The sequence below is a fragment of the Nioella ostreopsis genome (genome assembly GCF_004000255.1).
In the GTDB taxonomy this organism is placed as follows: Bacteria; Pseudomonadota; Alphaproteobacteria; order Rhodobacterales; family Rhodobacteraceae; genus Nioella; species Nioella ostreopsis.
Genome location: NZ_RCIQ01000009.1, coordinates 84,924 through 110,448 on the forward strand (window position 1 = coordinate 84,924; position 25,525 = coordinate 110,448).

A 25,525-nucleotide genomic window follows, 5' to 3' on the forward strand; every position below is an offset into this window, starting at 1 on the left:
GCGGCTATTCCTCTTTCTCCATGGTGCATTGCAGGGGATGCTGATTGCGGCGGGCGAAATCCATCACCTGCGCCACTTTGGTTTCTGCGATCTCGTAGGAAAACACGCCCACAACAGCCAGCCCCTTCTTGTGCACCGTCAGCATGATTTCCACCGCCTGGCTGTGGCCGATCCCGAAGAACCGTTCCAGCACATGCACGACGAATTCCATCGGGGTATAATCGTCATTCAGCAGCAGCACCTTGTACATCGGCGGCCGCTGAGTCTTGGGCTTGGTCTGCGTCAGCAGATCGGCATCATTGCCGGGGGCAGTCTTGTCCGCCAGATATGTCGGGGTGTCGATTGCCATCACAGGGTTCCGGGAGTCGCAGAGTTTCGGTAGGGGTCACTATATAAGCTGCTCCCCCTCGCAGAAAAGGGGGGGATTGTCACGCGGTCACGTATCAGGGGGGCAGAATGCCGGTGAAATTGCAAACAATCGGTTTCGACGCGGATGATACGCTTTGGCAGAATGAAACGTTCTTTCGCATCACCCAGGCCCGATTTGCCGAGCTGTTGGCCGACTTCACGGAACGCGATCACCTGATGGACCGGCTGTTACAGGCGGAAAAGCGCAATATCGGTCGCTACGGGTTCGGCATCAAGGGCTTCATGCTGTCGATGATCGAAACCGCCATCGAGGTCACCGACCACCAGGTGCCCGCCAGCGTGATCTCCGAAATCCTTGCCGCCGGGCAGGATATGCTGAGCCACCCGATTCACCTGCTGCCCCATGCGCAGACGGCGGTGGAGACATTGGCCGATAGCCACCGGATCGTGTTGATCACCAAGGGCGATCTTCTGGATCAGGAACGCAAGCTGGCACAATCCGGGCTTGGGGATTTGTTCCATGGCGTCGAAATCGTCTCGCACAAGACCCCCGCGATCTATGCAAGCGCCTTCGCCCGTCATGGCACCGGCCCCGAAAGCGCCATGATGGTCGGCAATTCAATGAAATCCGACGTGGTGCCCGCGATCGAAGCCGGGGCCTTCGGCACCTATGTGCCCCACGGGCTGACATGGGAGCTGGAACATGCGGATGCCCCTGACACCCATCCCCGCTTCCGCGAAATCTCTGATCTCTCCGCCCTGCCCGCGCTGATCGACAGTATTGAAACCTGATCCCCTTCTTTCTGGTCCAGATATTCCCGTCGGAGGCATCCTCTGTTTTCGCCGGCACGGCCCCAAGCTCGACCACCTCATTTTGCCCATCCCGCGGCAACACGCGCAGAGCGGCGCCCCTTCCCTTCCTAGCCCTGCGAAGGCCAGTGCAAGTGTTCATCATCAATGATGATCGGATGACTGTGCCGCCGCGCACCACCATGGGCGCGCAGATGCGGGTGATCGGGCGGCAGATCCGGGTGGCTGTGTTCAATCATTTCGGGGCGGCTGGCGGGCCAGACCCGCATTGCCAGCAAAACCGAACCGCCCGCGACCAGCGCCAGCAAGGCGAGCGTCGTCTCAAGCCCCAGCCACGGACCCAACCACCCGGCCGCGGGATAGGCCAGCAGCCAGCAGGCATGGGACAGCGCGAATTGTGCCGTGAAGATCGCCGGACGGTCCTCCTCATGGGCGGATCGGCGCAGCAACCGGCCCGAGGGCGTCATCACCGCCGAATTGCACAGGCCGAGCACCGCCCAGACCGCCAGCAACAGGCCCCAGCTTTGCCCCTCGCCCCATAGAACCAGCGCGTAGCCAAACCCGATCAGGGCCAGCCCGGTTCCTCCCGCCAGCATCACCGCCCGGTCAGCCAGCCGGATCAGCAACCGGGGCAGCACCAGCGCCGCCAGCATCGACCCCGCCCCGAAGGCCGCCATGGCAATGGCCACCTCCCGCTCCCCTCCGTCAAATCGCCCCCGCACCAGGACCACCGTATCGACCAGCACGAAGGCGATGACGGCGGCGACGGCCATGTTCAGGGCCAGCAACCCCCGCAAGCGGGGCGTGGCGAGGTAAATGAACGTCCCGCGCGTCAGGCGCTCCCGGAAGGGTCTCTGCGCTCCACTGGCCCGTGCAGGCAGAGACACGCTCAGGATCAGAGCCGCCGAGATCAGGAACCCCGCAACGGTGCCGACGAACAGCATCGAATAGCTCATGACGAGCAGCAGAAGCCCGGCAATCGTCGGGCTGAGCAGGTTTTCCAGATCATAGGCGAGCCGCGACAGCGACAGGGCGTTGGTATAATCGGCCTCATCTGTCAGCACATCGGGGATGGTGGCCTGAAAGGCGGGCGTGAAGCTGGCCGACGCCGCCTGCAACACGAAGATCAGCCCGTAGATCTGCCAAACCCCGTCGATGAAGGGCAGCGCCAGAGCCACGCTCGCCCGGATCAGGTCCGCCCCCACCAGCACCACCTTGCGTGGCAGATGCGCCAATGCGGCGGCCAGAACTGGTGATAACACGACATAGGCCACCATCTTCAGCGTCAGCGCCGTGCCCAGAACCGTGCCCGCCCGATCGCCCGCCAGATCATAGGCCAGCAGCGCCAGCGCCACGGTCAACAGCCCGGTACCAAGCAGCGCCACGACCTGCGCCGCGAACAACCGGGCAAAAACGGGATGTTTCAGAATGCGCAACATGGCAGTTTCTTCCTCGGACCGGGCCATATGCCACGTATTCAGCGACAAAAGCGGCCCGGCAGCAATCCCTGGTACCGGCAAGACGCACGCGCGCGACCCGCCTCCCGTTCGGCCCAGAGCACACCCCACCGGTCCAAACCTGCCTCACCCCCGTCCCGTGGCAACGCGGCCCGAGGAGGGCCCCGAAGGGGCATGACGAGGGCCGCTCCCGGGTCGACGCCGCAGGCGGCGAAACCGCGTCAGCGGACCTTCAGGACGATCTTGCCGATATGGGCGGAGCTTTCCATCCGCGCATGGGCCCCTGCGGCATCCTCCAGCGGGAATTCGGAATCCATCACCGGCCCGATCTTCCCCGCCTCCAGCAACGGCCAGACATGGGCCGCCAGTTCCGCCGCGATGCGCGCCTTGGCCTGCACGCTTTGCGGGCGCAGGGTCGATCCGGTCATGGTCAGCCGCCGTGTCATCAGCTGCGCGAAGTTCACCTCGGCCTTGGGGCCTTGCAGGAACGCGATCTGCACCAGCCGCCCGTCATCGGCCAGCGCCTTGAGGTTCTTGGCAATGTAAGGCCCGCCTACCATGTCGAGGATCAGGTCCGCACCGCCCATCCCGCGCAGCACCTCGGCGAAATCCTCCTCGCGGTAGTTGATCGCCCGTTCTGCACCCAGGTCCTCGCAGGCCGCGCATTTCTCGGCTGATCCTGCCGTCGCAAAGACCCGCGCGCCGAATTCGCGCGCCAGCTGGATCGCCGTCGTGCCGATGCCCGACGATCCGCCATGGACAAGGAACCGCTCCCCCGCCTGCAACCCGCCGCGCATGAAGACATTGGACCAGACGGTGAAGAAGGTCTCACACAGCGCCGCCGCGCGGTCCATCGCCATGCCCTGCGGCACCGGCAGCGCGTGGTCCGCGAAGGTCAGAACGTATTCGGCATAGCCGCCGCCGGGCAGCAGCGCCGTCACCTTGTCGCCCACCTGCCACTGCGACACGCCCGGCCCCACGGCGGCAACCGTCCCCGCGGCCTCCAGCCCCGGCAGGGGCGAGGCATCGGGCGGCGGCGCGTAGCTGCCCGCGCGTTGCAGCGCGTCGGGGCGGTTCACCCCCGCATAGTCCACCGCGATCAGGATCTGCCCCGCGCCGGGGGTCGGTACCGGCACATCCACCGGGCGCAGCACCTCCGGCCCGCCGGACCCTGCAATCTCAACCGCGCGCATCGTCTCTGGCAGGTTCATCGCTTATCCTTCCCCCTGGCCGTCACGCCGGCCCCAATATCCGGGCATGTCGGCCATGCCCCCTTTCGACGGCGGTTTGATCTGGCTCAGCAGCCATTCCGGCCCCGCCATCAGCGGTTTCAGCAGCTTGCTCTCCCGCGCCTGCGCCTTGAATTTCTCGAACCGCATCACATCCTCGATCCGCCGGTCGAGGAAGGCCCATGTCGCCTCGTGCCCCTCGGAGTGGTCCCCAAGCCAGTAGAGCACCACCGAGGAATAGACCCCCGACAGTGTCATGCGCTTGGTGTACCAGTTGTAATCCTCACTGGTATCCCCGATCGCGGTCCAGATCTTGTCGGCGGTTTCCCACAGGGCCTTGGCCCCGTCTGCGGCATGGATCGGCAGGGCGAACAGGGTCGTGCCGCGCCGCACCGCCTCCTTGTCCATCTCCATCAATTCCAGCCGCAGCCGAATCGCATGGGTGATCTTCTCGCGGATCTTCAGGCCCGCCAGCGCCGCAGGCGTCAGCGCCGCCACCATCGCGTCGTCGCCCCGGCGATGGAAGGCCAGCGCCAGGTCGACCGGGCCGCGCGGAAACAGCGCCCGCGCCTCGCCCGCATCCGCGCCGACATCCGCAATTGCCGCAGAAAGCGTCGCCTCGGACCAGCCGTCAAAGACGACATGCATCAGGGCGGCATCGAGGATTTGGTCTTTCAGATCGGTCATGGCGGGCCTCCGGTCATACGCGGGCAGATGCTGGACATATAGTCGGGCCTTTGCTATAGCGCCACCTCCTGCAAATTCTTGCAACTCCAACTTAGAAAGGTGGTGAAAACCACATGCAGGTTAGCGTTCGTGACAACAATGTCGATCAGGCCCTCCGGGCTCTGAAGAAAAAGCTGCAGCGTGAGGGTGTTTTTCGTGAGATGAAGCTCAAGCAGCATTACGAAAAACCGTCCGAGAAAAAAGCGCGTGAGAAGGCCGAAGCAATTCGCCGTGCTCGCAAGCTGGCTCGGAAGAAAGCGCAGCGCGAAGGGATGCTCTAAGCTCCCTTCAGGCTTTGCGAACCAAGGGGCGGCTTGCCGCCCGAACGACGCCCCCGCGCCACCCGGCCCGGGGGTTTTTCTTTGGCAGCATATGGCAGATCAGTCTTGCAGCGATGACGGCGCAAGAAAACACCCCGCTACCGGATGGCGCGGGGTGCGAAAGCGGTCAGACCCGGCGGCGCCGATCAGCCGCCATCTGCGATAATCTCGGCCACCCGCTGATTGCGCAGTTCCACCGCCGCCTGTCGTGCCAGAATCTCGCGGTTGTTGTCGGTATCATCGTCATAAACCCGTTCTTCGCGCACACCGGGGATTTCAGCGAAGGATTCCATCGTCCGGCGCGGGAAATAGGATCGCTGGATGTGGCCCCAGCCGGGAACCTGGCTGAGAATATGAGAGATCGAGAAGGAGCACTGCGCCTTGGGCACCGCGCCGTAAGACAGCACAGCCTGGCTCAGCTGCGCCGCAATAGCGGGTGTCACTTCCACCTCCTGCACCACGACGTGATAGGTCTCGCGTGCGTGGTAATCCATGTAGAAGTCATGCAGTTGCGGGCTCATCCCGAAGAACACGTCATTGCGTTCCGGGGCCTGCGGGTGGTGCCATGTTCCGGCCGGGTCAAACAGCAGCCGCTGCTCCCCGTCGATCATCAGAGCGGAATGGCCACCCGCCCCCGAGGTGTTCGAAATCATGGTATAGAGCGTCACCGTCGGCGGACCGGCGGGAACGTATCTGGCGCGCGCAACGGCCTCGTCCGGGGCCCAGACCGGTTCCGCGCCACAGGCGGCCAGGCCAAGCAGAAGCCCGAGGGCCAGGAACGCGCGCCGGAAGATCATTGGAAGAACACCGCCAGAATCACCACCACCACCAGACAGGCAATGATGCTGTTGGTCAGGAACTTCACGAAGCCGTTGAAGGTCGCTTCCTGGTCCTGGATCTCCATTTCACCGTGCTTGTGGGTGTTGTCTGCCATCGGGTGTGTTCCCATTCGTCCTGTGTGTTTCGTCGCGATTCGAGTTAGCCGATTTCGCCACGCCTGTCACGGCTTTCACCCCCGGATTCAGCCTAATGTGACCGTTTTACCCGCCTTGCGGGCGGCGATACTCAGCAATAGCGGACAATGATCCGACACCTCCGGGTCGCGGACGACGGCGAACCCGGCATCCGCCAGCGATTCACTGACCAGCATGTAATCGGCGAACTTGCTCGGCTTGGGGTAGAGCCCGGTGCGGGTGCCGTCATGGCCCCGGCCCGTGACCAGATCGCGCAGCCCGATCCCGGCCAGAAGATCGAAGGTGTCGCTGTCGGGCAGAACATTGAAATCGCCGCAGGCCACAACGTCATCCCCTGGCTCGGCCAAGCCTTCGATCAGGGCCGCAAGACGCTTCGCCTGCGCAAGCCGTTCGGGGGTATCGCCCTTGCCAGACAGATCACGCAGCCCGTGCATGTGAACGACGGTCAGCGCCCGGTCGCGGGCATGGTCCCAGACCCGGACGCCATGGGCATTTCTGGACCGCGGATGGTCGCCGAACCCCTGCGCCCCATAGCCCTTGTGAACGAACCTTTGCACCTGCCCGATCACCGGCAGCGTCCGCCGCACGAACGTCGCCAGCCCCCATTGCGAGGGCACCGGGCGGTCCCCGTCCCACAGCACACCCTGCGCGGCCGGGCAGAACTGCCCCGCATGACCCGGCAGCGCGGCGGCAATGTCCCGGAACAGATTGGCACGCTGGTTCAGCACATGATCGCCGTCGCGATAGGTCAGCCAGTCCTTGTCGCTTTCGGGGCTGTGGGTCACCTCTTGCAGACACAGAATATCCGGGGACGCATCCGAGAGATACGCGATCAGCGCGTCATGCAGCTTGCCGCCCCAGGCATTCAGGCACAGGACACGCATCAGCCTGCAGCCTCGGCCTCCAGATCACCGGCCAGACGAAAACCGATCCGCTGCGCGGGCCGGTCGGGCAGTTTTGGCAGCGCCCGCAGGGTGACGTTCAACTGGCTCACATGCTGGATCATCTGGGTTTTGATCCCCACATCGTCGCTGCCGTAGAAGGTCAGGATATCAGGGCCGAAAAAGCCCATTCCTTCGATCCGGATCACACCGCTGTCGGACCCGGTGAAACCCATGGCGACCTCGTGTTCCGCATCCAGTTGCTCTTCGAAATTCTGGATGTAGAGGATGATCCGCTCATAGGCCCATTCAGCGGGAGATTTCTCTTCCACCGGCTTGTCCTGCAACCTGTCTGGCAGGGGCATCTGTTCCGGCGTTTTCGGCGTACAGGGGTCGCAATGCACAACGCCCGCATCGGGCAGTGCCGCAGCCTCCATCGCCTCGGCCGATGTCTGAATATCCTGTGTCACGTCCCCTCCCTGAGCTGCCACAGCCACGCGCCGTCCTCCCGTTTCTCGCGCGTGACCTCGCCCAGGGCAAGCAGATGATTGAGATGCGCCATCGCCTCGACCATGGCGAGCCCATAGGTGCCCTCGCCGATCTGCCTTTTGAACAAGGGCAGGAAGCAGTCGGTGGCGACGCGGGGACGGTCCAGATGCTCACGCAGACGTGACAGGGCGCCGTGGTGGTTTTCGATCAACTGGTGCATCCGGTCGGGCAGCCCGGTGAAGGGCAGCTTGTGGCCGGGCAGGACAAGTTGATCGGCGCGTGCGTAACGAGCAAGGTGCCCGCAGCTTTCGATCCAGTCCGCCACCGGGTCGGCCATCGGTTCGGTCGCGTAGACGCCGAGGTTGGGGGAAATCGACGGCAAAAGCTGATCGCCCCCCAGAACCAGAGCCTCATCCCGGCACCACAGCGTCGCATGTTCCGGCGCATGGCCGTGGCCGATCCGCACGTCCCAGTCACGCCCGCCGATGCGCAGGTGGTCGCCCTCGCGGATGCGGGTGTAGCCAAGCGGCATCGGGGCCACGACATCGGCAAAGTTGAAGGGCCGCTCCGCCGCGCGTTTGGCGTAAATCTCCGGGTCCATCCCCGCGCCGCGCCAGAAGGCGAGCGTTTCCTCGGTCGGGGCCTCCTGCACATCGAGCACCAGCATCCGCGCCATCAGCCAGGCGGTTCGGGTGGTGATCAGCTCCGCCCCGCGCGACTGGAACCAGCCCGCCAGCCCCACATGATCGGGGTGGTGATGGGTCACCAGAACCCGCGCAACGGGCAGACCGGCCAGAGGTCCGGCCAGCACGGCCTCCCACATGGCGCGGCCCTTGCGGCTGTCGAACCCGGTATCGACGATGGTCCAGCCGTCCTCGTCCCTCAGGGCGAAGACGTTCACGTGATCCAGTGCCATCGGCAGCGGGAAGCGCAGCCAGAGGATGCCCTCGGCGACCTCCATGGCCTCGCCGGGGGCGGGGGGTGTCTCAAACGGGTATCGGATCACGCCGCGAACTCGTCCGCGCTGAGGGCATAGACATCCTCCGCCCCGGCCAGCGCCTGCGTCAGCAGGCCATGGGCCTCGGGCAGCAACCGGCCAAGGAAGAAGCGCGCCAGTTTCGTGCGCGGGCCCTCGCCGCCCTCGGCCAGCGATGCCTTGAGGTGATAGTGCCCGCCCAGAACCCGCGCCACAGCCATCAGATAGGGCACCGCACCGGCGAACCGGTCATTCATTTCCATGCCCACGAGCGTTTCCGTCGCCGTGCGCAGCGCAGTCGAGGCCGCCGCCAGCCCGGCATGATCCCCCGCCGCCGCCGTCGCATCGACCTCATCAAGCAGCGCGTACATCGCCGCGCCGCCATCCATCATCTTGCGCGCCACAAGGTCCATCGCCTGGATGCCATTGGTGCCCTCGTAAATCGCCGTCACCCGCACATCGCGCAGATATTGCGCCGCGCCCGTTTCCTCGATGAAGCCCATGCCGCCATGCACCTGAATGCCCAACTGGCTGACGGTGATGCCAGTCTCGGTGCCGTAGGCCTTGGTCACCGGCGTCAGCAGCGCCGCCCGCGCTTTCCACGCCGCGTCGCCCGTTGCCGTCGCCATGTCGATCGAGACCGCATTGTCCAACGCAATGGCACGGGCCGCAAAAATCTCCGCCTTCATCTGCATCAGCATCCGGCGCACATCGGCGTGGTCCAGAATGGTGCCCGTGCCGCCCTCAACCGGGCTGCGCCCCTGCTTGCGTTCCAGCGCATAGGCCAGCGCGTGCTGATAGGCCCCCTCGGCGGCGCAAAGGCCCTGCACCCCCACGCCAAGCCGGGCATTGTTCATCATCGTGAACATCGCCGCCATGCCGCCGTGGGGTTTGCCGACCATCCAGCCGCGTGCCCCATCGAACTGCATTACGGCAGTGGGTGACCCATGCAGGCCAAGCTTGTGTTCCAGGCTCACCACGTTCAGGCTGTTCCGCTCTCCGGGATTGCCATCCGCATCGGGGATGAACTTGGGCACCATGAAGAGGCTGATCCCCTTGGTCCCCGGCACCCCGTCGGGCAGCCGCGCCAGCACCAGATGGCAGGTATTGGCGGTGAAATCATTGTCGCCCCAGCTGATATAGATCTTCTGCCCGGTCACGGCATAGGTGCCGTCGCCATTTGGCTCTGCCTTGGATCGCAGCGCCCCCACATCCGACCCGGCCTGCGGCTCGGTCAGGTTCATGGTGCCGTTCCACTCGCCCGAGATTAGCTTGGGCAGGTAGATCGCCTTCAGCTCATCACTCGCGTGATGTTCCAACGCCTCGATCTGGCCCTGCGTCATCAAGGGGTTCAGCTGCAGTGACAGGCAGGCAGAGCCCACCATCTCATTGACCGCCGTCGTCACCGCCATCGGCAGGCCAAGCCCGCCAAAGTCCGGATCCGCCGACATGCCCACATAGCCGCCCTCGGCAATCGCCCGGTAGCCGTCTCCGAAGCCCGGGCTGGTGCGCACCACGCCGTTTTCCAGATAGGCTCCCTGCAGGTCCCCTCCCCGGTTCAAAGGCGCCAGCACCGTTTCCGCCATCTTGCCTGCTTCGGTCAGGATCGCCGTGACCATGTCTGGAGTCGCCTCGGCAAACCTGTCCGTCGCCGCAACGCGGTCGAGGCCGACGATATTGTCGAAGATGAAGTCGAATTCCGTCACGGGCGCTGTATAGGGCATGGTCACTCCTCCTTGGCACGGGATCGGGCCGCGCGATATGGGCCTGTCCTTGGGCCAGATATTTTGCCATACCCGCCCCGATCAACAGAAACGTTACGTCGCTCATGTCCAACGGCAAGACAGAACTGCTTTCCCCGACCCCCGCAGGCATCGCTTGCGCGGCGGGTCTTCTGTCCGACGGGCAGCTTGTGGGCCTGCCGACCGAGACCGTCTACGGGCTGGCGGGCGACGCCACCAGCGACATGGCCTGTGCCCGGATCTTCGAGGCCAAGGGCCGCCCCCGCTTCAACCCGCTGATCGTGCATCTTCCGTCCCTCGACGCGGTGGAACGGATTGCGATCCTCAACGACACCGCCCGCGCGCTGGCCGCCACCTTCTGGCCTGGCCCGCTGACGATGGTCCTGCCGCTGCGCGACGGCCATGGCCTCTCGCCGCTTGTCACCGCCGGGCTGGAGACCGTCGCCATCCGCCTGCCCGCCCATCCCCTGATGCGCGCCGTGCTTGACGCGTTCGGCGGCCCCATCGCCGCGCCCTCCGCCAATCCCTCGGGCCGGATCAGCCCCACCACCGCCGCGCATGTACTGGCAGGCCTTGATGGCCGGATCGCCGCCGTTCTCGACGGCGGTCCCTGCGGTGTCGGTCTGGAATCCACCATCCTCGCACCATCCGGGTCCGGCACAAGGCTGCTGCGCGAAGGCGGCCTGCCGCGGGAGGCAATCGAGCCGCTGACCGGCGCGCTGATCTCCGACACCACGCCCGGAAAGGTGCAGGCCCCGGGCCAATTGTCCTCTCACTACGCGCCACAGACACCGGTTCTCCTGAACAGCAGGCTGACCGATCCGAACGCGATCCACGTGAGCTTCGGGCCCGGCGACGCTGACCTGAGCCTCTCCTCCTCAGGCGACCTGATCGAGGCCGCCGCGCATCTCTTCTCCACACTCCACGCCGCAGATGCGCTCGCCCGGGCCCGAAAAGCCGCCGCGATCCACATTGCGCCAATCCCCGATCACGGCCTCGGCCGCGCCATCAACGACCGCCTTGCCCGCGCCGCAGCCCCGCGCTGATCGGCTTCATCTTGGCCCAAATACCTCCGCCGGAGGCATCCGACCTCTCGGCGCACAGCACCCTCCGACCAGGCATCCTGCGAGATCCGCAAATCCGTGGCAACGCGGGCCGACGATGGCTCCCCTGAAAGGGGGGCTTGAGGAGGTCCGCTCCCCCGCGCCGACGCTGCTCAGGCGCGTCCGGCTTCGGCGGACAGCATCAGGGGCGACACCCCCAGCTTGGCCAGGGCCGCTTCCCATTTGCCGTCCATATCGGTCCCGAAGACGATCCCCGCATCCGCGTCGCAGGTCAGCCAGCCATTCTGGCCGATCTCGGCCTCCAACTGCCCCGGTGCCCAACCCGAATAGCCAAGCGCCATGACTGCCCTGTCAGGCCCCTCGCCATTGGCAAGGTCTTCCAGCACATCGAGAGTCGCCGTCATTCCGAAGCCACCGGGCACCCGCATCGTGCCGCCCTCGTCGCCATAGTCATCGCTGTGCAGCACAAACCCACGTCCGGTTTCGACCGGCCCGCCATAGAGGATCGGGATCTTCGGCGGCTGCATGGCCTCGATTCCCAGCTGGCTGATCATCTCGGCAAAACTGACTTCCGTGACCGGCTTGTTCACGATCAGCCCCATGGCCCCGTCATCGGAATGATCACACAGAAGGATCACCGCCCCGGCAAACCGGGGGTCACCCATTCCGGGCATGGCGATCAGAAGCTGTCCCGTCAGATATGTGGTCATGACCGATATTTTTTGTGTCTCTCCATGAACATGTGCGGAATTCTGCATGGGTGCAAGCGCGCAAACCTCTCCGACATGGGCCAATTCGCCAAAACGTGACTTCCCTTTGATCGACCGAGGCAATACCTGACAGACCATGAACAAATCCATCCTGTCCCGCGCGCTGATGGCGCTGACCTGCGTTCTGGCCTTGCATCTCTCGCCCGGGGCGGCCTCCGCCCAATCCGGCGTGGTGCCGGAAGACGTGGTCCAGATCGAGCTACTGGAAGGCTGGCGGCGGGACGATGGCAGCCATATGGCCGGTCTCCTGATCCGGCTCACCCCCGGCTGGAAAACCTATTGGCGCGCGCCGGGCGAAGCGGGCATTCCCCCGCGCCTGCAATTGCGCGACCGCAGCGGCCTGCTATCCGCCGCCCTGCACTGGCCGGTGCCGGAGGTGTTTCATTCGAACGGTATGCAATCCATCGGCTACAGTTCCGACGTGATCTTCCCGCTGGAACTGACCCTGGCCGAAGGCACCGGGGCCCTGCGCCTCGCGGGCCGGATAGACCTGGGCGTCTGTCACGATATCTGCATGCCGGTCTCGATTGCGCTGCGCGGCACCCTGCCCGCGGGCGGGCGTCCCGACCCCCGGATCGCCGCGGCGCTGGCCGACCGTCCCCTGACCGGGGCCGAAGCCGGGGCCGGGCGCGTGTCATGCGACCTGACCCCGATCAGCGACGGTCTGCGGGTCGTCGCCCGCATTCCCCTGCCCCGTCTTGGCAGCGCCGAAACCGTGGTCTTCGAACTGCCCGACCCGTCGATCTGGATATCCGAAGCGATGGTGGAGCGCAGCGGCGCCACGCTCACTGCCACGGCCGATATCGTCCCCCCCGATGCCGGCCCCTTCGCAATGGACCGGTCTTCCCTGAGGATGACCGTGCTGGCGGCAGGAACAGCGGTGGAACTGACCGGCTGCCAGGGGTAGGCCCCGACACCGGACACGGGATCAGGCCGCAACGGCCCCATTCAAGCGCGCAGCGATGCGCGCAGGCACCTGCCGGGCGCTCATCGCACGCGGATAAGACAATTCCTCCATCTCCGGCACGTCACCATAAAGCGCTTCGAATTCGGCGAAATTGTCGAAGACCCGGCGGGACACGTTGTCGATGAAGGTTTCCGCAGGCGCACCATTCGCGAGGATGATCTCGTGCTCTTCTGTCTCGACATGGTAGACGGTGTAAGCCTCTCCCATCTCGGAGAGCGGCACCCAAGTGATGGTCGTGCCGTTGACCAGCGCGCCCGCATGACAGATCACCCCATCGACCAGCATCCCGTGATCCGCCGTCACGGTAAGGTCAGCATGCGGCAGGCCCACACCCAGAGACCCGGCAGCAAACCGCACCGGCATCAAGCGCTCGGCCGGACCAAAGCGGGTGGACACGGTCTGGCGGCCGATCCATTTCACTGGCACCCTGCGACCTTCGGAGGTCAGCACGTCGTCACCGATGCGAAGATCCTCAACCACAGTGGCCCCAGAAGGGGTAGCAATCCTGGTTCCCGCGTGAAAGCACAGCAGCGTGGTGTCGAAATCTGCCCGGACCAGATCAGTCGACCAGTTGACGTTAATCGGGGTAGATGGCGACGGCTCGGACGAAAGCACCAGATAGTAGCCGTTGCTGCTATTGAGATAGCTCTCATAGGTATTGGACAGGAAAACCGGCGCGGGTGCCCCATTGTAGTCGAGGATATAGCCGACATACTCCACATCCCAAGGATAACTGCCAGACGTGAAATTCGTCGGACCGGTTGAGCCGTTGAAGGTGAAGCCATCCGGACCGGTGAGCGTGAAAGTCTGGTCAGCGTCGCCGTCTGTGATTGTCCCGGTGGCTGTCATCGCATGGGTCGGCCCAAACGGCGAGAGCGTATCGTCCGCGTTGTACCAGTAGTAGTTGTTATATGTGAATGAAGCCATGGCTCAGCCCTCCCTTTTTCCGTCCGCAATCGAGGGTTGAGCCCCCCATCCTGATGTAATTGTTAATCTATTTTAAGGTTGCTGCGCGTCAATGCACGGCCGGTCCCAAAGGCGAAAATGTTTTGTGAACTCCACGGATTGCACGTCTTGAGGAAGCCGCTGCATTTTTGGACAGCGCTGCCAACGGCCCCTAGCGTGAACCGTCATGTCGGGAGAGGGGTTGAGAAGGTTCAGCCCGCTTTCCGCATGGACTGTAAGATCTGCAGCCGGTCACTGACCCAGACAGGCACCTGCCGCGCGCTCATGGCGCGGGGATAGGGCAGTTCTTCCATCTCGGGCACGTCGCCATAGAGCGTTTCGAACTCGTCGAAATTGTCGAAGGCCCGGCGGGTGACATTGTCGATGAAGGTCTCGGTGCGGGCGCCATTGGCGAGGATGATCTCGTGTTCCTCGGTCTCGATATGGTAGACCGTATAGGTCTCCCCCATATCGGCCAAAGGCACCCGTATAATCGTCGTGCCATTCACAAGCGCCCCGGCATGACAGATGACGCCCTCCACCAGCATGCCATGATCTGCGGTCACCGTGAGGTCGGCAGTTGGCAGGCCATCGCCCAAAGACCCCGCCGCAAAGCGCACCGGCATCAGGCGCTCGGCAGGCCCGAAGCGGGTCGAGACGGTCTGCCGCCCGATCCATTTGACGGGAACCAGCTGACCAGCAGCGGTCCGGATCAGATCCCCGATGTCCAGTGTTTCGACAGCGCGCGTTCCGCCGGGCACGGCGATGCCGGTGCCGGGCAGGAAGCAGACGGTGTAGGTCGACACCGTATCGATGTCGGCCAAGACCAACGGATTTGGCGGGTTGAAATCGGTAGGCTGAAATCCGTCGGGGATCAGTATGTAGAAGTCCCAGGTATCCGCCAGGACTGGCAGGTTCATGGTGCCCCCACCCGAAAGCGGCATGGCGTAGGTGCCGTAGAAATTGTCCCCATGCGACGAACCGGTCACAGCCACACCCGGCTCGAATTCGACATCCGCCTGAGAATCCGTCACCACATCGTCGGCAATTCCCACAACCCCGGAGTTAGTGGCCGTTGTCGCGCCGCCGAAATAGTAAAACAATTGATCAAAAGTGTAGCTGGCCATGACGCCCTCCAAAATTGGTACTCTGAATCTGACCCGGATCTGACCGGCTTCAAGTGGACACATCCCCTTGTCGCAGGTCTTTGGGCGCGCGGCTAGTCTGGTATTCTTTACAAGGCCTTGCCTGACCGGATCGACCGGTGCGCAACATCAAAAGGGCAACGGCGCTTGTGAAAGCCCCAACAGTCCTGAGCAGAGGGGCCTGCCTTCGCACCCTGTCCAGGCCGCGCCCCGGTCTTCGCAGACCTCATGCCGCAGCCCGCGTTGACAGGCTCACCTTGATCCGTTCCGGCACCTGCCTTTCGGACATCGCGCGGGGATGGGGGAGTTCTTCCATCTCCGGCACATCGCCATAGAGCGCCTCAAACTCGGCATAGTTGTCGAAAACCCGGCGGCTCACGTTGTCGATAAAGGTCTCGGCTGGGGCGCCATTGGCGAGGATGATTTCGTGTTCCTCGGTCTCGATGTGGTAGACCGTGTAGCTCTCGCCCATCTCCTGCAAAGGCACCTGCGTGATCGTCGTGCCATTCACCAGCGCGCCCGCGTGGCAGATGACGCCACCCACCAGCATCCCGTGATCGGCAGTGACCGTCAGGTCAGCGGTCGGCAGGCCCTCGCCCAGAGATCCGGCAGCGAAGCGGATCAGCCTCAGGCGGTCGGGTAGGCCAAAGACCGGCATCGCGGTCTGGCGGCCGATCCATTTGACCGGAACCACTTTGCCGTCGCAGGTCAGCACCTCGTCGCCGATATTAAGGCTATCCACCCGCACCTCGCCGCCGGGGGTCCGGATCAGGCTGTCGGCGGCAAAGCAGAGATAGGCCGTGGCCTCGGACTGATAGGCGTTTGTGGTGCCAGAGGCTAGAATCGTCGTCTGGGTATCGCCATCCTCGTGAATGGGTACCCGGTACGTAAAACCATCACTAAACACGCCGTATTCCGTCCCGCCGGAGGTGATTGTATAGCCGGTAAAAGTAATGGCGTTATTCGCCCACCAATCCACGCCGGCATTCAGGGTGCCGCTGTCATCGACATCGGTAATGTCGAAATCTGGGTTTCCCCACCCCAACGCATATGTCCAGGTCAGTGAGCTACCTGCCCCGCCAAGCGTGCCATTTACTGCCACGCCACCTAACTGAAACCAACCGAGTGTCGTATGAGCCGCCATTCTGCCTGTATCCTTTTACTTGCCAATTCGCCCCTCAGCCGAACATAGGCCTGCGCCGCCGCATCCATTCAGGCGCGCCCGGAAATTCGCGCCAGAGCCCATTCCGACTTGAGGAGTCTCTCTTTATCCCAAACTGCGATCAATGTGCGGTCCGGGAAACGTTAGGTCTTCACATCGCGGCAATCAACGCATTGTTGCCCGCACCCGATCACGCCGCCCGGACGAGCCCCAGCCGCGCCCTGATGAATGGCGGCACCTGGCGGGGCGACATGGCGCGGGGATAGGGAAGCTCCTGCATTTCGGGAACCTCGCCATAGAGCGCCTCGAACTCCGAGTAATTATCGAAGGCGCGGCGGCTGACATTGTCGATAAACGTCTCGGCAGGCGCGCCATTCGCTAAGATGACTTCGTGAGCCTCGGTTTCCACATGGTAGACGGTGTATGTCTCGCCCATTTCAGCCAGAGGCACACGCGTAATCGTCGTCCCGTTCAGCAGAGCGCCCGCGTGGCAGATCACGCCACCCACCAGCATGCCGTGATCAGCGGTCACTGTCAGGTCGGCATTCGGCAGGCCATCGCCCAGAGACCCGGCGGCGAAACGCACCGGCATCAGGCGCTCGGCAGGCCCGAAACGGGTGGACACGGTCTGGCGCCCGATCCACTTCACGGGGACATCCCGGCCATCTGCCGTTAGCACCACGTCCCCGATCCGCAGACCCTCCACTGCGACCGGACCCGCTTCCGTTGCGATCATCGTGCCTTCCGCGAAGCAGATCAGGTAGGGATCTCCGGTCAGCGCGTTGAGATCGAGCGTCGCGGGGAAGATGTAATCCGCCAAGTTCGCCCCTGCCGGGACCGGGATCACCGTGTAGCCGTTCGCCAGTTGCAGCACCGGCAGGTTCGCCGTGCCGCCCCCCTGCAAGGAGATATCGACGTCGCCCAGATAGGTGGCGTTGCTGCTGTTCACCCCGTTGACCTTGTAGATGATCGTGTCGGTGCTCTGGAACGTGCCGTCCGACGACCCGTCGCCGGTCCATTCCTCGAATTCAAGCAGCGTCGCGTTCGTACCCGACCCGCCAAGGGGAACGGTGCCGGTTCCCGGATCGTAATAGGCACTGCTGTAGAATTGAAAACTCGCCATGGCGTCCCGTCCCGGGTTTCCAGAAAAATATGCGCCGACAGTGCCCGCGAAGGGACCCGTCTGTCAATCGAAGCGACCCGGCGCAGGCACCGAGTCAGTTGAAAACAAGGCGGTGGCTACGCCGCGCAGCGGCCCGAAATCCGGTCCCGGATCCATTCCGGCACCTGCCGCGCGGACATGGCGCGGGGATAGGGCAGCTCTTCCATCTCCGGCACGTCACCGTAGAGGGCCTCGAACTCCGCGTAGTTGTCGAAGCTCCGGCGCGAGACATTGTCGATAAACGTCTCGGCTGGGGCACCATTGGCGAGGATGATTTCGTGTTCCTCGGTCTCGATATGATAGACGGTATAGGTCTCGCCCATATCGGCCAAAGGCACGCGGGTGATGGTCGCGCCATTCACCAACGCACCTGCGTGACAGATGACCCAGTCGACCAGCATCCCATGATCCGCCGTGACCGTCAGGTCGGTATGAGGCAGGCCGTCCCCAAGAGCCCCAGCGGCGAAGCGGATAGGCATCAACCGTTCGGCAGGTCCGAAGCGGGTCGCAACGGCCTGGCGACCGATCCATTTGACGGGAACCTCTCGACCGCATGCAGTCAGGATCGTGTCACCGATGCGCAGGGCTTCCACCGCCACTTCCCCAGCTGGAGTCGCGATCTGGCTCCCTGCAAGGAAGCAGTAGAGGTATGGGCCCGTCGCCTCAAAGAACACGTTCTGCCCAGACAGGTTGCTGTCAGCCAGAAGCCATGTCTGCCCTGCGCCGGTCGGGCTGGTCGAGATCATCACACCGCCCTGATCGGTCGTGCCCCTGTAGTAGAAGGTGGAGCCGCTGTATTCCACGGCGTCCCCGACGGCGGTCGATCCATCAATCGTAACGTCCGCCTCGGTTAGGGGTGTCGTGGGCGTGGAGGCGCCGGTAATGTTGTATGCCGGCCCTTCTAGGAGGTTCGTGCTGCTCCCAATGAAATGGATGAAAGCAAAACTGTAGCTCGCCATGGTCGTCCCCCGTTTCGAAGCCTGTGGTGCGTCTCAACACCGGAAAAGGAGCGCTGGCGAGACTGTCCTCGCCGTACGACCTTTGAATGTGACGAAATGCAGTCTAGCGAGCGAACACTCAGGCCGTCAACAAAACCGCGAGACGATTGCGTAGATGTCCCGGCACCTGCCTTGCGCTCATCGCGCGGGGATAGGGCAGTTCTTCCATTTCGGGCACGTCACCGTAGAGGGCTTCGAACTCTGCAAAGTTGTCGAAGACCCGGCGCGAGACATTATCGATAAACGTCTCGGCAGGCGCGCCATTCGCAAGGATGATCTCATGGGCCTCGGTCTCGATGTGATAGACGGTGTAGGTCTCGCCCATCTCGTCCAAGGGCACCCGTGCGATCGTCGTCCCGTTCACCAAGGCCCCCGCGTGGCAGATCACGCCATCCACCAACATGCCATGGTCGGCAGTGACTGTCAGGTTCGCATGCGGCAGACCCTCACCCAGAGACCCGGCGGCGAACCGCACCGGCATCAGCCGTTCGGCGGGGCCAAAGCGGGTCGACACGGTCTGACAGCCGATCCATTTGACGTGCACCGACCGGCCATCGCTGGTAAGGATAGTGTCACCGATCTGCAAATCTTCCACCACCCGCTCACACTCTGGCGTAGCAATCCGTGATCCGGCGGCGAAGCACAGATAGGCGGGTGCCTCAGGCTGGTAGACATTGGAGGTGCCCGGGGCAGAGATCAGGGTCTGGGTTGTTCCGTTCTGAGGCAGTGCGACGAGATATGCGTTGGTGGTGCTGTAATAAAATACCGGGTAGTCAACGCCCCCGGACTCAATCGTATAGCCTGAGAAAACGAAGATCGGATTTGCAAAGGTATCAACTCCAACATCCAGAAGCCCGTCTTCGTCATCGTCGGTGATGTTGTGATTGAAATCAGAATCCCCACCGGTCGTTACGCCAGTCCAGGAGATTGTGCTGCCAGATGTTCCAAACGTACCGCTAGTCGTAACCCCTTGGAGAACGACGTATCCTTCCGTGCTGTAGTTGACCGCCATCCCATCGTTCCCTGCTTTTTTGCCATTGTCCGTCTCAGGGCAAATCCAGTAAAGACATTGGCCCCCAAGTCAACAATGGTGATGGAAGTCGAGGCTTTTCGAGTCTGCAGTATCCAGCCAATGGCTCACACACCTGAAAGACGCCGCCGCAGGACAAGACCACCGGCAACCAGCAACCCAAGCACCCAGATTAGCAGGCTGATAACCGTAGCCCCCGCCATGAAGCTCAGGAAAGCGCCGCGCGCGCCTTCCATTGGAACAAGGCCCGCCAGCGGCCCCCACACCTGCCCCGTGACCACAAAAGCCCCAAGCGTGGCGGCAAAGGCCCCGGCAACCGCCAGAACCGCCAGCCCGACCGCCGCCGCCATCACCGGTGCGCGCGTCGCCCAGTTTGGTGCAGGATGGGTGATTGCACCCCTCCCTCTCCGTCACGCCATCAGGCGCACCGCGGAGTGTCCAGCGCGTCCAGTATTCGCACTGGCACCTGCCGCGCGCTCATGGCGCGGGGATAGGGCAGTTCCTCCATCTCGGGCACATCGCCGTAGAGTGCCTCGAACTCGGCATAATTGTCGAAGGTCCGGCGTGAGACATTGTCGATAAACGTCTCGGCTGGGGCACCATTGGCGAGGATGATCTCGTGGGCCTCGGTCTCGATATGATAGACCGTATAGCGCTCGCCCATCTCCTCCAGCGGCACCCGTGTGATCGTCGTCCCGTCCACCAAAGCACCCGCGTGGCAGATCACGCCATCCACCAGCATGCCGTGATCGGCGGTCACTGTCAGGTCGGACTGCGGCAGACCATCGCCCAGAGACCCGGCGGCAAAGCGCACCGGCATCAGGCGCTCGGCAGGGCCAAAGCGTGTAGAAACCGTCTGTCGACCAATCCATTTGATCGACACCTTCCGGCCATCCAATGCCAGCACCTCATCGCCAATCTGCAAGTCCTCAACGGCCCGCGCTCCACCCGGAATCGAGACCAGGCTTCCGGCCAGGAAACAGACCGGGAGATTCGCGGTGTTCAGCGTGGAGGTGTCGATAAAGGCTGGAAGCGTGACATCCGCCGGGGTCAAGCCAGCGGGCAAGTAAAGGTGGATTTCGGTACCGTCCCCTCCGGTCACCGGCAGTTCGATCGTACCGCCTGCGCTCAGCGGGATAGTGATACTGCCAAGAAACGGGTAGTTTGAATTGAATGTCAGCTCGCCCAGTTGGAAGGTGGAATCCGGCCCGGCACCTAGGCTGCGAGGCTGTGGGCCTGACGAGTAGGATTGGGAGTAACTGGTTCCCGAGACAGGATTATAGTTGATCAAATAGTCATAATCGTAGGTTTCCACGGCCAGCGATTCCTTCGACAAAAAGTTGGAATAACTTAAAAAAACGCTACCGAGGCCTTCACATTCCGTCAACAAGTTCGGCTCGGCGAGTTGAAATCCCAGGTGCAGGGGAAAGCCTGGAGAAAGGCTCAGCCGCGCTCCAGCCGTCGCCGCAGCGCAAGTCCCCCCGCCAGCAGAAGGCTAGACAGCCACAACGTAAGGCAGATCGCCGCCGCAGCCGCGACAAACCCGAACAGCGCGCCACGGGCGCCTTGCTCTGGCAACAGATCGGCCAGCGGCCCCCACACCTGCCCCGTGGCCACAAAAGCCCCAAGCGTCGCGGCAAAGGCCCCGGCAACCGCCAGAACCGCCAGCCCGACCGCCGCCGTCATCACCGGTGCGCGGGCGGCCGTTCTCAACCCCCGGCGCAGCGCCTGCATCTGCCGCGCCAGGTCCTGTTGCATGGCCAGAATGGACGGCACCACCAGCAGCACGATGAACAACCCGAAGCCAAGCCCATAGACCAGCGTGATCACCGTCGGTTTCAGGAACTGCGCATCGGCAGAGCGTTCATAAAGCAGCGGCGCCAGCCCCAGAACCGTCGTCAGCGTGGTCAGCAAAACGGGCCGCAGACGGTCGGCCACCGCGTCGACAATCGCGGGCACCAGCCCCCGGTCGCGGGCGTAATCGTCCACGGTTGTGATCAGCACGATGGAATCGTTGATGATGATACCGGTCATGCCGATCAGCCCGACCACGGTGAACATGCTCAAGGGCACGTCCCACGCAGCATGGCCATAGATTGTGCCCACCAACCCGAAGGGGATGATCGCCATCACCACAACCGGTCGCGTCCAACTGGCGAAGATCCAGGCCAGCACCAGATAGATCCCGACAAGACACAGGCCGAAGCCCAGCATCGCGTCATTCAGGAAATCGTTTTCCTGCTCTGCCAGTCCGGCCAGCCGGTAACCGACGCCGTAATCGGCCTCGATCTGCGGCAGGATCACCTCTCGCAGCTCTTGCATCACCTGTTCGGCGCGGGCCGGGTCGTCCTCTGACAAATCGCCGGTGACCGAGACCAACCGCAGCCCGTTTTCCCGTTCGATGGTGGAAAAGCCGATCCGCGAGGTGACGGACACCAGATCGGCCAGCGGCACATATTCCCCCGTCGCGGTGCGCAGCAGGGTGCGGTCCAGGAAATCGGCGGTCAGCTCATCCTGCGGCAGCTCCACCCGGATCGACGCCGTGCGCACACCAGAGGGGAAGGTCGCGGCCTCCACCCCGTTCAGACGGTTGCGCAGCACCCTGCCCAAAGACCCGATATCGAAGCCCAGCGCCTGCCCCTGCGGGGTCAGTTCCAGGATCAGTTCCTCGCGGTCATAGGCCAGCGTGTCCTCCAGCCCCGACACTTCCGGGTAGGCGGCCAGCGCCGTCTGGATCGCCATGGCGGCGGATTTCAGCACCTCGGCCTCGGCCCCGAACAGCTGGATGTCCAGCGCATCGCCCCCGGGCCCGCCACGCCAGCCACGGAAGCTGACGGCCTCGGCCAGCGGGTGCTGCTGCACCTCGTCCTGCAGATCGGCCACGAACTGAAAGCTGGAATAGGGCCGCAGATCGGCCTCGATCAGTTCGATAGCGATGGAGCCCAGCAGGTCCGCATCCTTGTTGTCGGCAATCGACAGGCCAAACCCGGTGTTCCCGCCGACCTCTGCCAGCACGAACAAAAGCGGGCTCAGCCCGTATTCCTCTTCGTAGCGGGCGGCAACAGCGGCGGTGGCGCGCTGCATCTCGCGCATCATTTCCAGGCTGTCGTCGCGGTTGGCCCCTTCCAGCATGGCGAAATTGCCGGAAACCGACGCCTGTTCCGGCGAGTTGAAGAACCGCCAGGTCACATCGCCCCGCACGAAAACTGCGATCTGGCTGGCCAGGATCAGGATCACCCCCGCCAGCACCGGGTAGCGCGCCCAGATCACCAGCCGCATCAACGGGCGGAAGAGTGTATCGCGGAACCAGCCGAAGCCCCGGTTCACCACCCGGCTTGGCCAGTCATACCAGTGCTGCTTGCCGGAATGGGCCAGCGCATGGGCCATGTGATTGGGCAGGATCAGGAAGCATTCCACAAGGCTCGCGATCAGCACCGCGATGACGGTGAAAGGAATATCGGCGATCAACTCGCCAAACCGGCCCCCGATGGCCACCAGCCCGGCAAAGGCCAGAACCGTCGTGACAGTCGCCGAAAACACCGGCGCGGCCATGCGGCGAGCGGCGTTCTCAGCCGCCTGAACCGGGGTTTCCCCCAACCGCCGCACGCGAAAATCGGCGTGTTCGCCCACCACGATGGCGTCATCCACCACGATGCCCAACGTGATGATTAGCGCAAAAAGCGAGATCATGTTGATCGTCAGCCCGGCGATATACATCAGCGTGATCGCCGACAGCATCGCCACGGGAATCCCCGCCGCCACCCAGAAGGCCGTGCGGGCGTTGAGAAAGAGGAACAGCAGCAGAACCACCAGCCCCAGCCCCATCAGCCCGTTATCCATCAGGATGTTCAGACGCCCGGTAATGGCCTCGGCGCGGGTGCGGATCAGCTCGATGGCAACGCCTTCCGGCAGGGTCAATTCCATCTCGGCAGCGACCTCTTCCACCGTGCGCTGAATGCCGATGGCATCGCCCCGGTCGGACCGGTCCACGCGGATGGAGATCGCGGAGTTCTCGCCCACGAAATAGGCGCGTTCCCGGTCGATGCCTTCCTCGGTCACGGTCGCCACATCGCCGATGGTCAGGGCCGATCCGTCATCGTTATAGCGCAGCACGATCCCCGCGATATCGACCGCCGAGCGCCGCGCCACCCCGGTGCGCACACGGGCATTCGCGCCGGTCACGTCGCCAGCAGGCGAGGTATCGACCTCCGCTTCGATGGCAGCGGCAATCTCGGCCATGGAGATATCGTTGCGGATCAGTTCGGCCGAGGGCACCTCGACCACGATCTCGGGCGCCGCCACGCCCCGGATGGTCGTGCGCGTCACCCCCTGATCGAACAGCCGCGCGATGAACTCATCGGCAAAGCGCCCCAGCTGATCGACGCCCACGGGGCCCGAGATCACCACATCGGTGACCCGATCACGCCAGACCCCACGCCGGACCACGGGGTCGTCTGCATCCTCGGGCAGCGTGGACACACTGTCCACCGCAACCTGCACGTCATCGGCGGCGCGTCCCATGTCCCAGCTTGGCTCGAATTCCAGCCTTATGCTGGCCCGCCCCTCGCGGCTGGTGGCGCTGCTTTCCGTGACACCCTCGACCGCCAGCAGCACCGGTTCCAGCACCGCGACAATCGCCTGATCCACATCCTCTGCCCCCGCCCCGTCCCAGGCGACAGAGACGCTGACATTATCGACCACCACATCAGGGAAGAACTGCGCCCGCATGCGCGGAAACACTGCCAGCCCGACGACAATCAGAACCACCAGCAGAAGGTTCGCCGCCGTCGCGTGGCGCGTGAAGTAGGAGAGGATCCCCCCGGCGCTGTCGGGCAGCTGTCTCATCCGCCCATCCGGCTTTCAAGACGGTTGACCATGCGCAGCGGCACCTCATCCTCTCGCAACTGGCGCAGCATGCGTTCCTTGACATCGGCGGGGATAAACCCGTTGCCCTCCACGAAGGCAATCAGCCGCGCCCGGCGTTCAGGGTCGAGCGCGATGGTGTCAGGTTCCGCCGGGGCCTCTGCCCCCTCCACCGCCGGGCGCAGCGGGTTCACACGAATACCAGCCCCCAGCGCGGGCGAGCGGGCGCTGACCACCTCGGCCCCTTCCAGCTGCGGCGGCGCGCGGATGATCACGTTGTCGCCCTGACGGCGCAGCAGACTCACCTGCACCTCTTCAAGGCGATCTTCCTCACCCAGGACCAGCACCCGCGATTCCGCATCCAGCGCGGTGGCGGGCAGGATGGCGACCTGTTGCAACTCGGGCTCCTGCAACCGCACGGTCACGAAATCCCCGGCCCGAAAGCCACGCGTTTCCAGCATCTCGGCAAAGAGCAACCGGCCCGACTGCCCCTCCTCCACCGCACCGCTTTCGCGGGTCAGGCGGGCGGGGGCGGTGATATCCACCCCCAGCACATCCAGCACCACCGTCACATCGGCTTGCGGCAAGCGGCCCGCCTCGTCCAGCAGCCGCGCATATTGCGCGGTCGAGACGCGGAACGACACCTCCAGCGCCTGCGCGTCGATCAGCGTTGCCACCTGTTCATTGCGATTGACCAGCCCGCCCTGAACGACGGTCACATCGGCCAGCACGCCCGCGAACTCCGCGCGCAGCTCGGTTTCCGCCAGCACCCGCTCGGCCTCGGCCAAGGCGATCCGGCGGCGATCCAGCGCGGTGCCCGCCTGATCCAGCTGCGCCTCGGCCTGCGCCAGAGCCTGCCTGCGCGACAGCACCGCCTGATGGGCGCTGGCCGCAGCCAGTTCCGCCGTTTCCACCGTCGCCGCCGACCCGACGCCGCGTTCCAGCAGGTCCTGCTGGCGCACCAGGGCCCGGTCGCGCAGCTCCGCCTGCGCGCGCGCGGCCTCCACATCCTCACGGGCCAGTTCCACGGCAGCTTCAGCCTCGGCCAGCGTGTTCTCCGCCTCTCGCAAATCCGTCGCGGTCACATCAAGCGCCGATTGCGCCTCTGCCGGGTCGATGCGCAGCAACAGCGCGCCCTCGGCCACCTCGCCGCCGTTCTCGAACCCGTCGGCCAGTTCCAGCACCGTACCCGCTGCCGGGGCGCGCAATTCCAGCGTGCGGCGGCTGTTGATCTCTCCGAAGGCGGTCAGAACCGGCGTTGCGTCCTGCAAGGTCAAAGTCACGACCTCGGCCGAAAACACCCTCTCGCGCGCGATCGAGGGGCGGCCTTCCTCGGCCCAGCGCGCCTGCAACGACGCATAGATCGTGGACCCCGCCCAGACCAGAAGCCCGAGCGTGAGCGAAATGAGGAAAAGCCCCGCAAGGGAGCGGCGAAAAAAGCGCATG

Annotated in this window: 25 protein-coding genes; 4 read left to right on the plus strand and 21 right to left on the minus strand. The window is 64.0% G+C overall.

What is annotated here, in order from left to right; all coding sequences use genetic code 11:
* Positions 1 to 4: 4 nt before the first annotated feature.
* Entirely contained in the window at positions 5 to 349 is a 345-nt protein-coding gene (gene clpS, locus EP237_RS11245; RefSeq protein ID WP_127560991.1) for an ATP-dependent Clp protease adapter ClpS, read from the minus strand.
* Between the two features lie 107 nt (positions 350 to 456).
* Between clpS and EP237_RS11250 the strand changes: the two genes are divergently transcribed.
* Entirely contained in the window at positions 457 to 1,161 is a 705-nt protein-coding gene (locus EP237_RS11250; protein WP_127560992.1) for an HAD family hydrolase, read from the plus strand.
* 128 nt (positions 1,162 to 1,289) lie between these two features.
* Here the strand turns inward: EP237_RS11250 and EP237_RS11255 are convergent, their stop codons facing one another.
* The 3 genes from EP237_RS11255 to EP237_RS11265 form a co-directional block, all read right to left on the minus strand.
* Positions 1,290 to 2,618: an MFS transporter gene (locus tag EP237_RS11255; RefSeq protein WP_127560993.1), complete on the minus strand. Its 1,329-nt coding sequence runs from the start codon at positions 2,616 to 2,618 to the stop codon at positions 1,290 to 1,292.
* Between the two features lie 239 nt (positions 2,619 to 2,857).
* Positions 2,858 to 3,847 carry an NAD(P)H-quinone oxidoreductase gene (locus EP237_RS11260; RefSeq protein ID WP_206052282.1) on the minus strand — a complete coding sequence of 330 codons (990 nt, stop codon included), beginning with the start codon at positions 3,845 to 3,847 and terminating at the stop codon, positions 2,858 to 2,860.
* A gap of 3 nt (positions 3,848 to 3,850) precedes the next feature.
* Complete coding sequence (locus EP237_RS11265; RefSeq protein ID WP_127560994.1) at positions 3,851 to 4,552, minus strand: COQ9 family protein; 702 nt, start codon at positions 4,550 to 4,552, stop codon at positions 3,851 to 3,853.
* A gap of 113 nt (positions 4,553 to 4,665) precedes the next feature.
* Here EP237_RS11265 and rpsU point away from each other — a divergent pair, with 113 nt between their 5' ends.
* Entirely contained in the window at positions 4,666 to 4,872 is a 207-nt protein-coding gene (gene rpsU, locus EP237_RS11270) for a 30S ribosomal protein S21 (RefSeq protein WP_071673777.1), read from the plus strand.
* 185 nt (positions 4,873 to 5,057) lie between these two features.
* Here rpsU and EP237_RS11275 read toward each other — a convergent pair whose 3' ends face one another.
* The 6 genes from EP237_RS11275 to EP237_RS11300 form a co-directional block, all read right to left on the minus strand.
* Complete coding sequence (locus tag EP237_RS11275; protein WP_127560995.1) at positions 5,058 to 5,708, minus strand: hypothetical protein; 651 nt, start codon at positions 5,706 to 5,708, stop codon at positions 5,058 to 5,060.
* Complete coding sequence (locus tag EP237_RS11280) at positions 5,705 to 5,845, minus strand: aa3-type cytochrome c oxidase subunit IV (protein WP_127560996.1); 141 nt, start codon at positions 5,843 to 5,845, stop codon at positions 5,705 to 5,707. The genes EP237_RS11275 and EP237_RS11280 overlap by 4 nt, the downstream gene beginning before the upstream one ends.
* A gap of 87 nt (positions 5,846 to 5,932) precedes the next feature.
* A complete protein-coding gene (locus tag EP237_RS11285) occupies positions 5,933 to 6,769 on the minus strand; it encodes an endonuclease/exonuclease/phosphatase family protein (protein WP_127560997.1) in 837 nt (278 codons plus the stop codon).
* On the minus strand, positions 6,769 to 7,236 hold the full coding sequence (locus EP237_RS11290) for a DUF6173 family protein (RefSeq protein WP_206052283.1): 468 nt from the start codon (positions 7,234 to 7,236) through the stop codon (positions 6,769 to 6,771). Before EP237_RS11290 ends, EP237_RS11285 begins: the two co-directional genes overlap by 1 nt.
* Positions 7,233 to 8,216 (minus strand): MBL fold metallo-hydrolase, encoded by a 984-nt coding sequence (locus EP237_RS11295; protein ID WP_127561063.1) that lies wholly within the window; start codon positions 8,214 to 8,216, stop codon positions 7,233 to 7,235. Before EP237_RS11295 ends, EP237_RS11290 begins: the two co-directional genes overlap by 4 nt.
* A 41-nt stretch (positions 8,217 to 8,257) precedes the next feature.
* The gene (locus EP237_RS11300) at positions 8,258 to 9,955 is read right to left on the minus strand and encodes an acyl-CoA dehydrogenase (RefSeq protein WP_127560998.1); all 1,698 of its coding nucleotides are present in this window, start codon (positions 9,953 to 9,955) and stop codon (positions 8,258 to 8,260) included.
* Positions 9,956 to 10,059: 104 nt separating this feature from the next.
* On the opposite strand from EP237_RS11300, the gene EP237_RS11305 reads away from it, so the two are divergent.
* On the plus strand, positions 10,060 to 11,019 hold the full coding sequence (locus EP237_RS11305) for an L-threonylcarbamoyladenylate synthase (RefSeq protein ID WP_127560999.1): 960 nt from the start codon (positions 10,060 to 10,062) through the stop codon (positions 11,017 to 11,019).
* A 170-nt stretch (positions 11,020 to 11,189) separates the two neighbouring features.
* Here the strand turns inward: EP237_RS11305 and EP237_RS11310 are convergent, their stop codons facing one another.
* Positions 11,190 to 11,747 carry a YqgE/AlgH family protein gene (locus EP237_RS11310; protein ID WP_127561000.1) on the minus strand — a complete coding sequence of 186 codons (558 nt, stop codon included), beginning with the start codon at positions 11,745 to 11,747 and terminating at the stop codon, positions 11,190 to 11,192.
* A 136-nt stretch (positions 11,748 to 11,883) separates the two neighbouring features.
* Here EP237_RS11310 and EP237_RS11315 point away from each other — a divergent pair, with 136 nt between their 5' ends.
* Positions 11,884 to 12,714: a protein-disulfide reductase DsbD domain-containing protein gene (locus EP237_RS11315; RefSeq protein WP_164744685.1), complete on the plus strand. Its 831-nt coding sequence runs from the start codon at positions 11,884 to 11,886 to the stop codon at positions 12,712 to 12,714.
* Positions 12,715 to 12,735: 21 nt separating this feature from the next.
* Here the strand turns inward: EP237_RS11315 and EP237_RS11320 are convergent, their stop codons facing one another.
* The 10 genes from EP237_RS11320 to EP237_RS11365 all read right to left on the minus strand — a co-directional run bounded on the left by EP237_RS11320 (position 12,736) and on the right by EP237_RS11365 (position 25,524).
* A complete protein-coding gene (locus tag EP237_RS11320; RefSeq protein ID WP_127561001.1) occupies positions 12,736 to 13,701 on the minus strand; it encodes a Hint domain-containing protein in 966 nt (321 codons plus the stop codon).
* A gap of 230 nt (positions 13,702 to 13,931) precedes the next feature.
* Entirely contained in the window at positions 13,932 to 14,846 is a 915-nt protein-coding gene (locus EP237_RS11325) for a Hint domain-containing protein (protein ID WP_164744686.1), read from the minus strand.
* Positions 14,847 to 15,090: 244 nt separating this feature from the next.
* Positions 15,091 to 16,008: a Hint domain-containing protein gene (locus EP237_RS11330; RefSeq protein WP_127561003.1), complete on the minus strand. Its 918-nt coding sequence runs from the start codon at positions 16,006 to 16,008 to the stop codon at positions 15,091 to 15,093.
* A gap of 208 nt (positions 16,009 to 16,216) precedes the next feature.
* Positions 16,217 to 17,149 carry a Hint domain-containing protein gene (locus EP237_RS11335; RefSeq protein ID WP_127561004.1) on the minus strand — a complete coding sequence of 311 codons (933 nt, stop codon included), beginning with the start codon at positions 17,147 to 17,149 and terminating at the stop codon, positions 16,217 to 16,219.
* A 116-nt stretch (positions 17,150 to 17,265) separates the two neighbouring features.
* Positions 17,266 to 18,147, minus strand: a complete 882-nt coding sequence (locus EP237_RS11340) for a Hint domain-containing protein (protein ID WP_127561005.1) — start codon at positions 18,145 to 18,147, stop codon at positions 17,266 to 17,268.
* Between the two features lie 118 nt (positions 18,148 to 18,265).
* Positions 18,266 to 19,198 (minus strand): Hint domain-containing protein, encoded by a 933-nt coding sequence (locus EP237_RS11345; RefSeq protein ID WP_127561006.1) that lies wholly within the window; start codon positions 19,196 to 19,198, stop codon positions 18,266 to 18,268.
* Between the two features lie 125 nt (positions 19,199 to 19,323).
* On the minus strand, positions 19,324 to 19,566 hold the full coding sequence (locus tag EP237_RS11350) for a hypothetical protein (RefSeq protein WP_127561007.1): 243 nt from the start codon (positions 19,564 to 19,566) through the stop codon (positions 19,324 to 19,326).
* Between the two features lie 68 nt (positions 19,567 to 19,634).
* Positions 19,635 to 20,531: a Hint domain-containing protein gene (locus EP237_RS11355; RefSeq protein ID WP_164744687.1), complete on the minus strand. Its 897-nt coding sequence runs from the start codon at positions 20,529 to 20,531 to the stop codon at positions 19,635 to 19,637.
* 128 nt (positions 20,532 to 20,659) lie between these two features.
* A complete protein-coding gene (locus EP237_RS11360; protein ID WP_127561009.1) occupies positions 20,660 to 24,061 on the minus strand; it encodes an efflux RND transporter permease subunit in 3,402 nt (1,133 codons plus the stop codon).
* Positions 24,058 to 25,524, minus strand: coding sequence for an efflux RND transporter periplasmic adaptor subunit (locus EP237_RS11365; protein ID WP_127561010.1), 1,467 nt, complete (start codon positions 25,522 to 25,524; stop codon positions 24,058 to 24,060). The genes EP237_RS11360 and EP237_RS11365 overlap by 4 nt, the downstream gene beginning before the upstream one ends.
* Position 25,525: the final 1 nt, after the last annotated feature.

Bases quoted from the DNA above. Each gene is read 5' to 3' on its own strand.
- EP237_RS11360 (WP_127561009.1), bottom strand. From the start codon at position 24,061: ATGAGACAGCTGCCCGACAGCGCCGGGGGGATCCTCTCCTACTTCACG.
- EP237_RS11320 (WP_127561001.1), bottom strand. From the start codon at position 13,701: ATGGCTTCATTCACATATAACAACTACTACTGGTACAACGCGGACGAT.
- EP237_RS11345 (WP_127561006.1), bottom strand. From the start codon at position 19,198: ATGGCGGTCAACTACAGCACGGAAGGATACGTCGTTCTCCAAGGGGTT.
- EP237_RS11335 (WP_127561004.1), bottom strand. From the start codon at position 17,149: ATGGCGAGTTTTCAATTCTACAGCAGTGCCTATTACGATCCGGGAACC.
- EP237_RS11365 (WP_127561010.1), bottom strand. From the start codon at position 25,524: ATGCGCTTTTTTCGCCGCTCCCTTGCGGGGCTTTTCCTCATTTCGCTC.
- EP237_RS11330 (WP_127561003.1), bottom strand. From the start codon at position 16,008: ATGGCGGCTCATACGACACTCGGTTGGTTTCAGTTAGGTGGCGTGGCA.
- EP237_RS11300 (WP_127560998.1), bottom strand. From the start codon at position 9,955: ATGCCCTATACAGCGCCCGTGACGGAATTCGACTTCATCTTCGACAAT.
- EP237_RS11280 (WP_127560996.1), bottom strand. From the start codon at position 5,845: ATGGCAGACAACACCCACAAGCACGGTGAAATGGAGATCCAGGACCAG.
- EP237_RS11260 (WP_206052282.1), bottom strand. From the start codon at position 3,847: ATGAACCTGCCAGAGACGATGCGCGCGGTTGAGATTGCAGGGTCCGGC.
- EP237_RS11310 (WP_127561000.1), bottom strand. From the start codon at position 11,747: ATGACCACATATCTGACGGGACAGCTTCTGATCGCCATGCCCGGAATG.
- EP237_RS11285 (WP_127560997.1), bottom strand. From the start codon at position 6,769: ATGCGTGTCCTGTGCCTGAATGCCTGGGGCGGCAAGCTGCATGACGCG.
- EP237_RS11325 (WP_164744686.1), bottom strand. From the start codon at position 14,846: ATGGCCAGCTACACTTTTGATCAATTGTTTTACTATTTCGGCGGCGCG.
- EP237_RS11255 (WP_127560993.1), bottom strand. From the start codon at position 2,618: ATGTTGCGCATTCTGAAACATCCCGTTTTTGCCCGGTTGTTCGCGGCG.
- clpS (WP_127560991.1), bottom strand. From the start codon at position 349: ATGGCAATCGACACCCCGACATATCTGGCGGACAAGACTGCCCCCGGC.
- rpsU (WP_071673777.1), top strand. From the start codon at position 4,666: ATGCAGGTTAGCGTTCGTGACAACAATGTCGATCAGGCCCTCCGGGCT.
- EP237_RS11305 (WP_127560999.1), top strand. From the start codon at position 10,060: ATGTCCAACGGCAAGACAGAACTGCTTTCCCCGACCCCCGCAGGCATC.
- EP237_RS11265 (WP_127560994.1), bottom strand. From the start codon at position 4,552: ATGACCGATCTGAAAGACCAAATCCTCGATGCCGCCCTGATGCATGTC.
- EP237_RS11350 (WP_127561007.1), bottom strand. From the start codon at position 19,566: ATGGCGGCGGCGGTCGGGCTGGCGGTTCTGGCGGTTGCCGGGGCCTTT.
- EP237_RS11315 (WP_164744685.1), top strand. From the start codon at position 11,884: ATGAACAAATCCATCCTGTCCCGCGCGCTGATGGCGCTGACCTGCGTT.
- EP237_RS11250 (WP_127560992.1), top strand. From the start codon at position 457: ATGCCGGTGAAATTGCAAACAATCGGTTTCGACGCGGATGATACGCTT.
- EP237_RS11340 (WP_127561005.1), bottom strand. From the start codon at position 18,147: ATGGCGAGCTACAGTTTTGCTTTCATCCATTTCATTGGGAGCAGCACG.
- EP237_RS11275 (WP_127560995.1), bottom strand. From the start codon at position 5,708: ATGATCTTCCGGCGCGCGTTCCTGGCCCTCGGGCTTCTGCTTGGCCTG.
- EP237_RS11295 (WP_127561063.1), bottom strand. From the start codon at position 8,216: ATGGAGGTCGCCGAGGGCATCCTCTGGCTGCGCTTCCCGCTGCCGATG.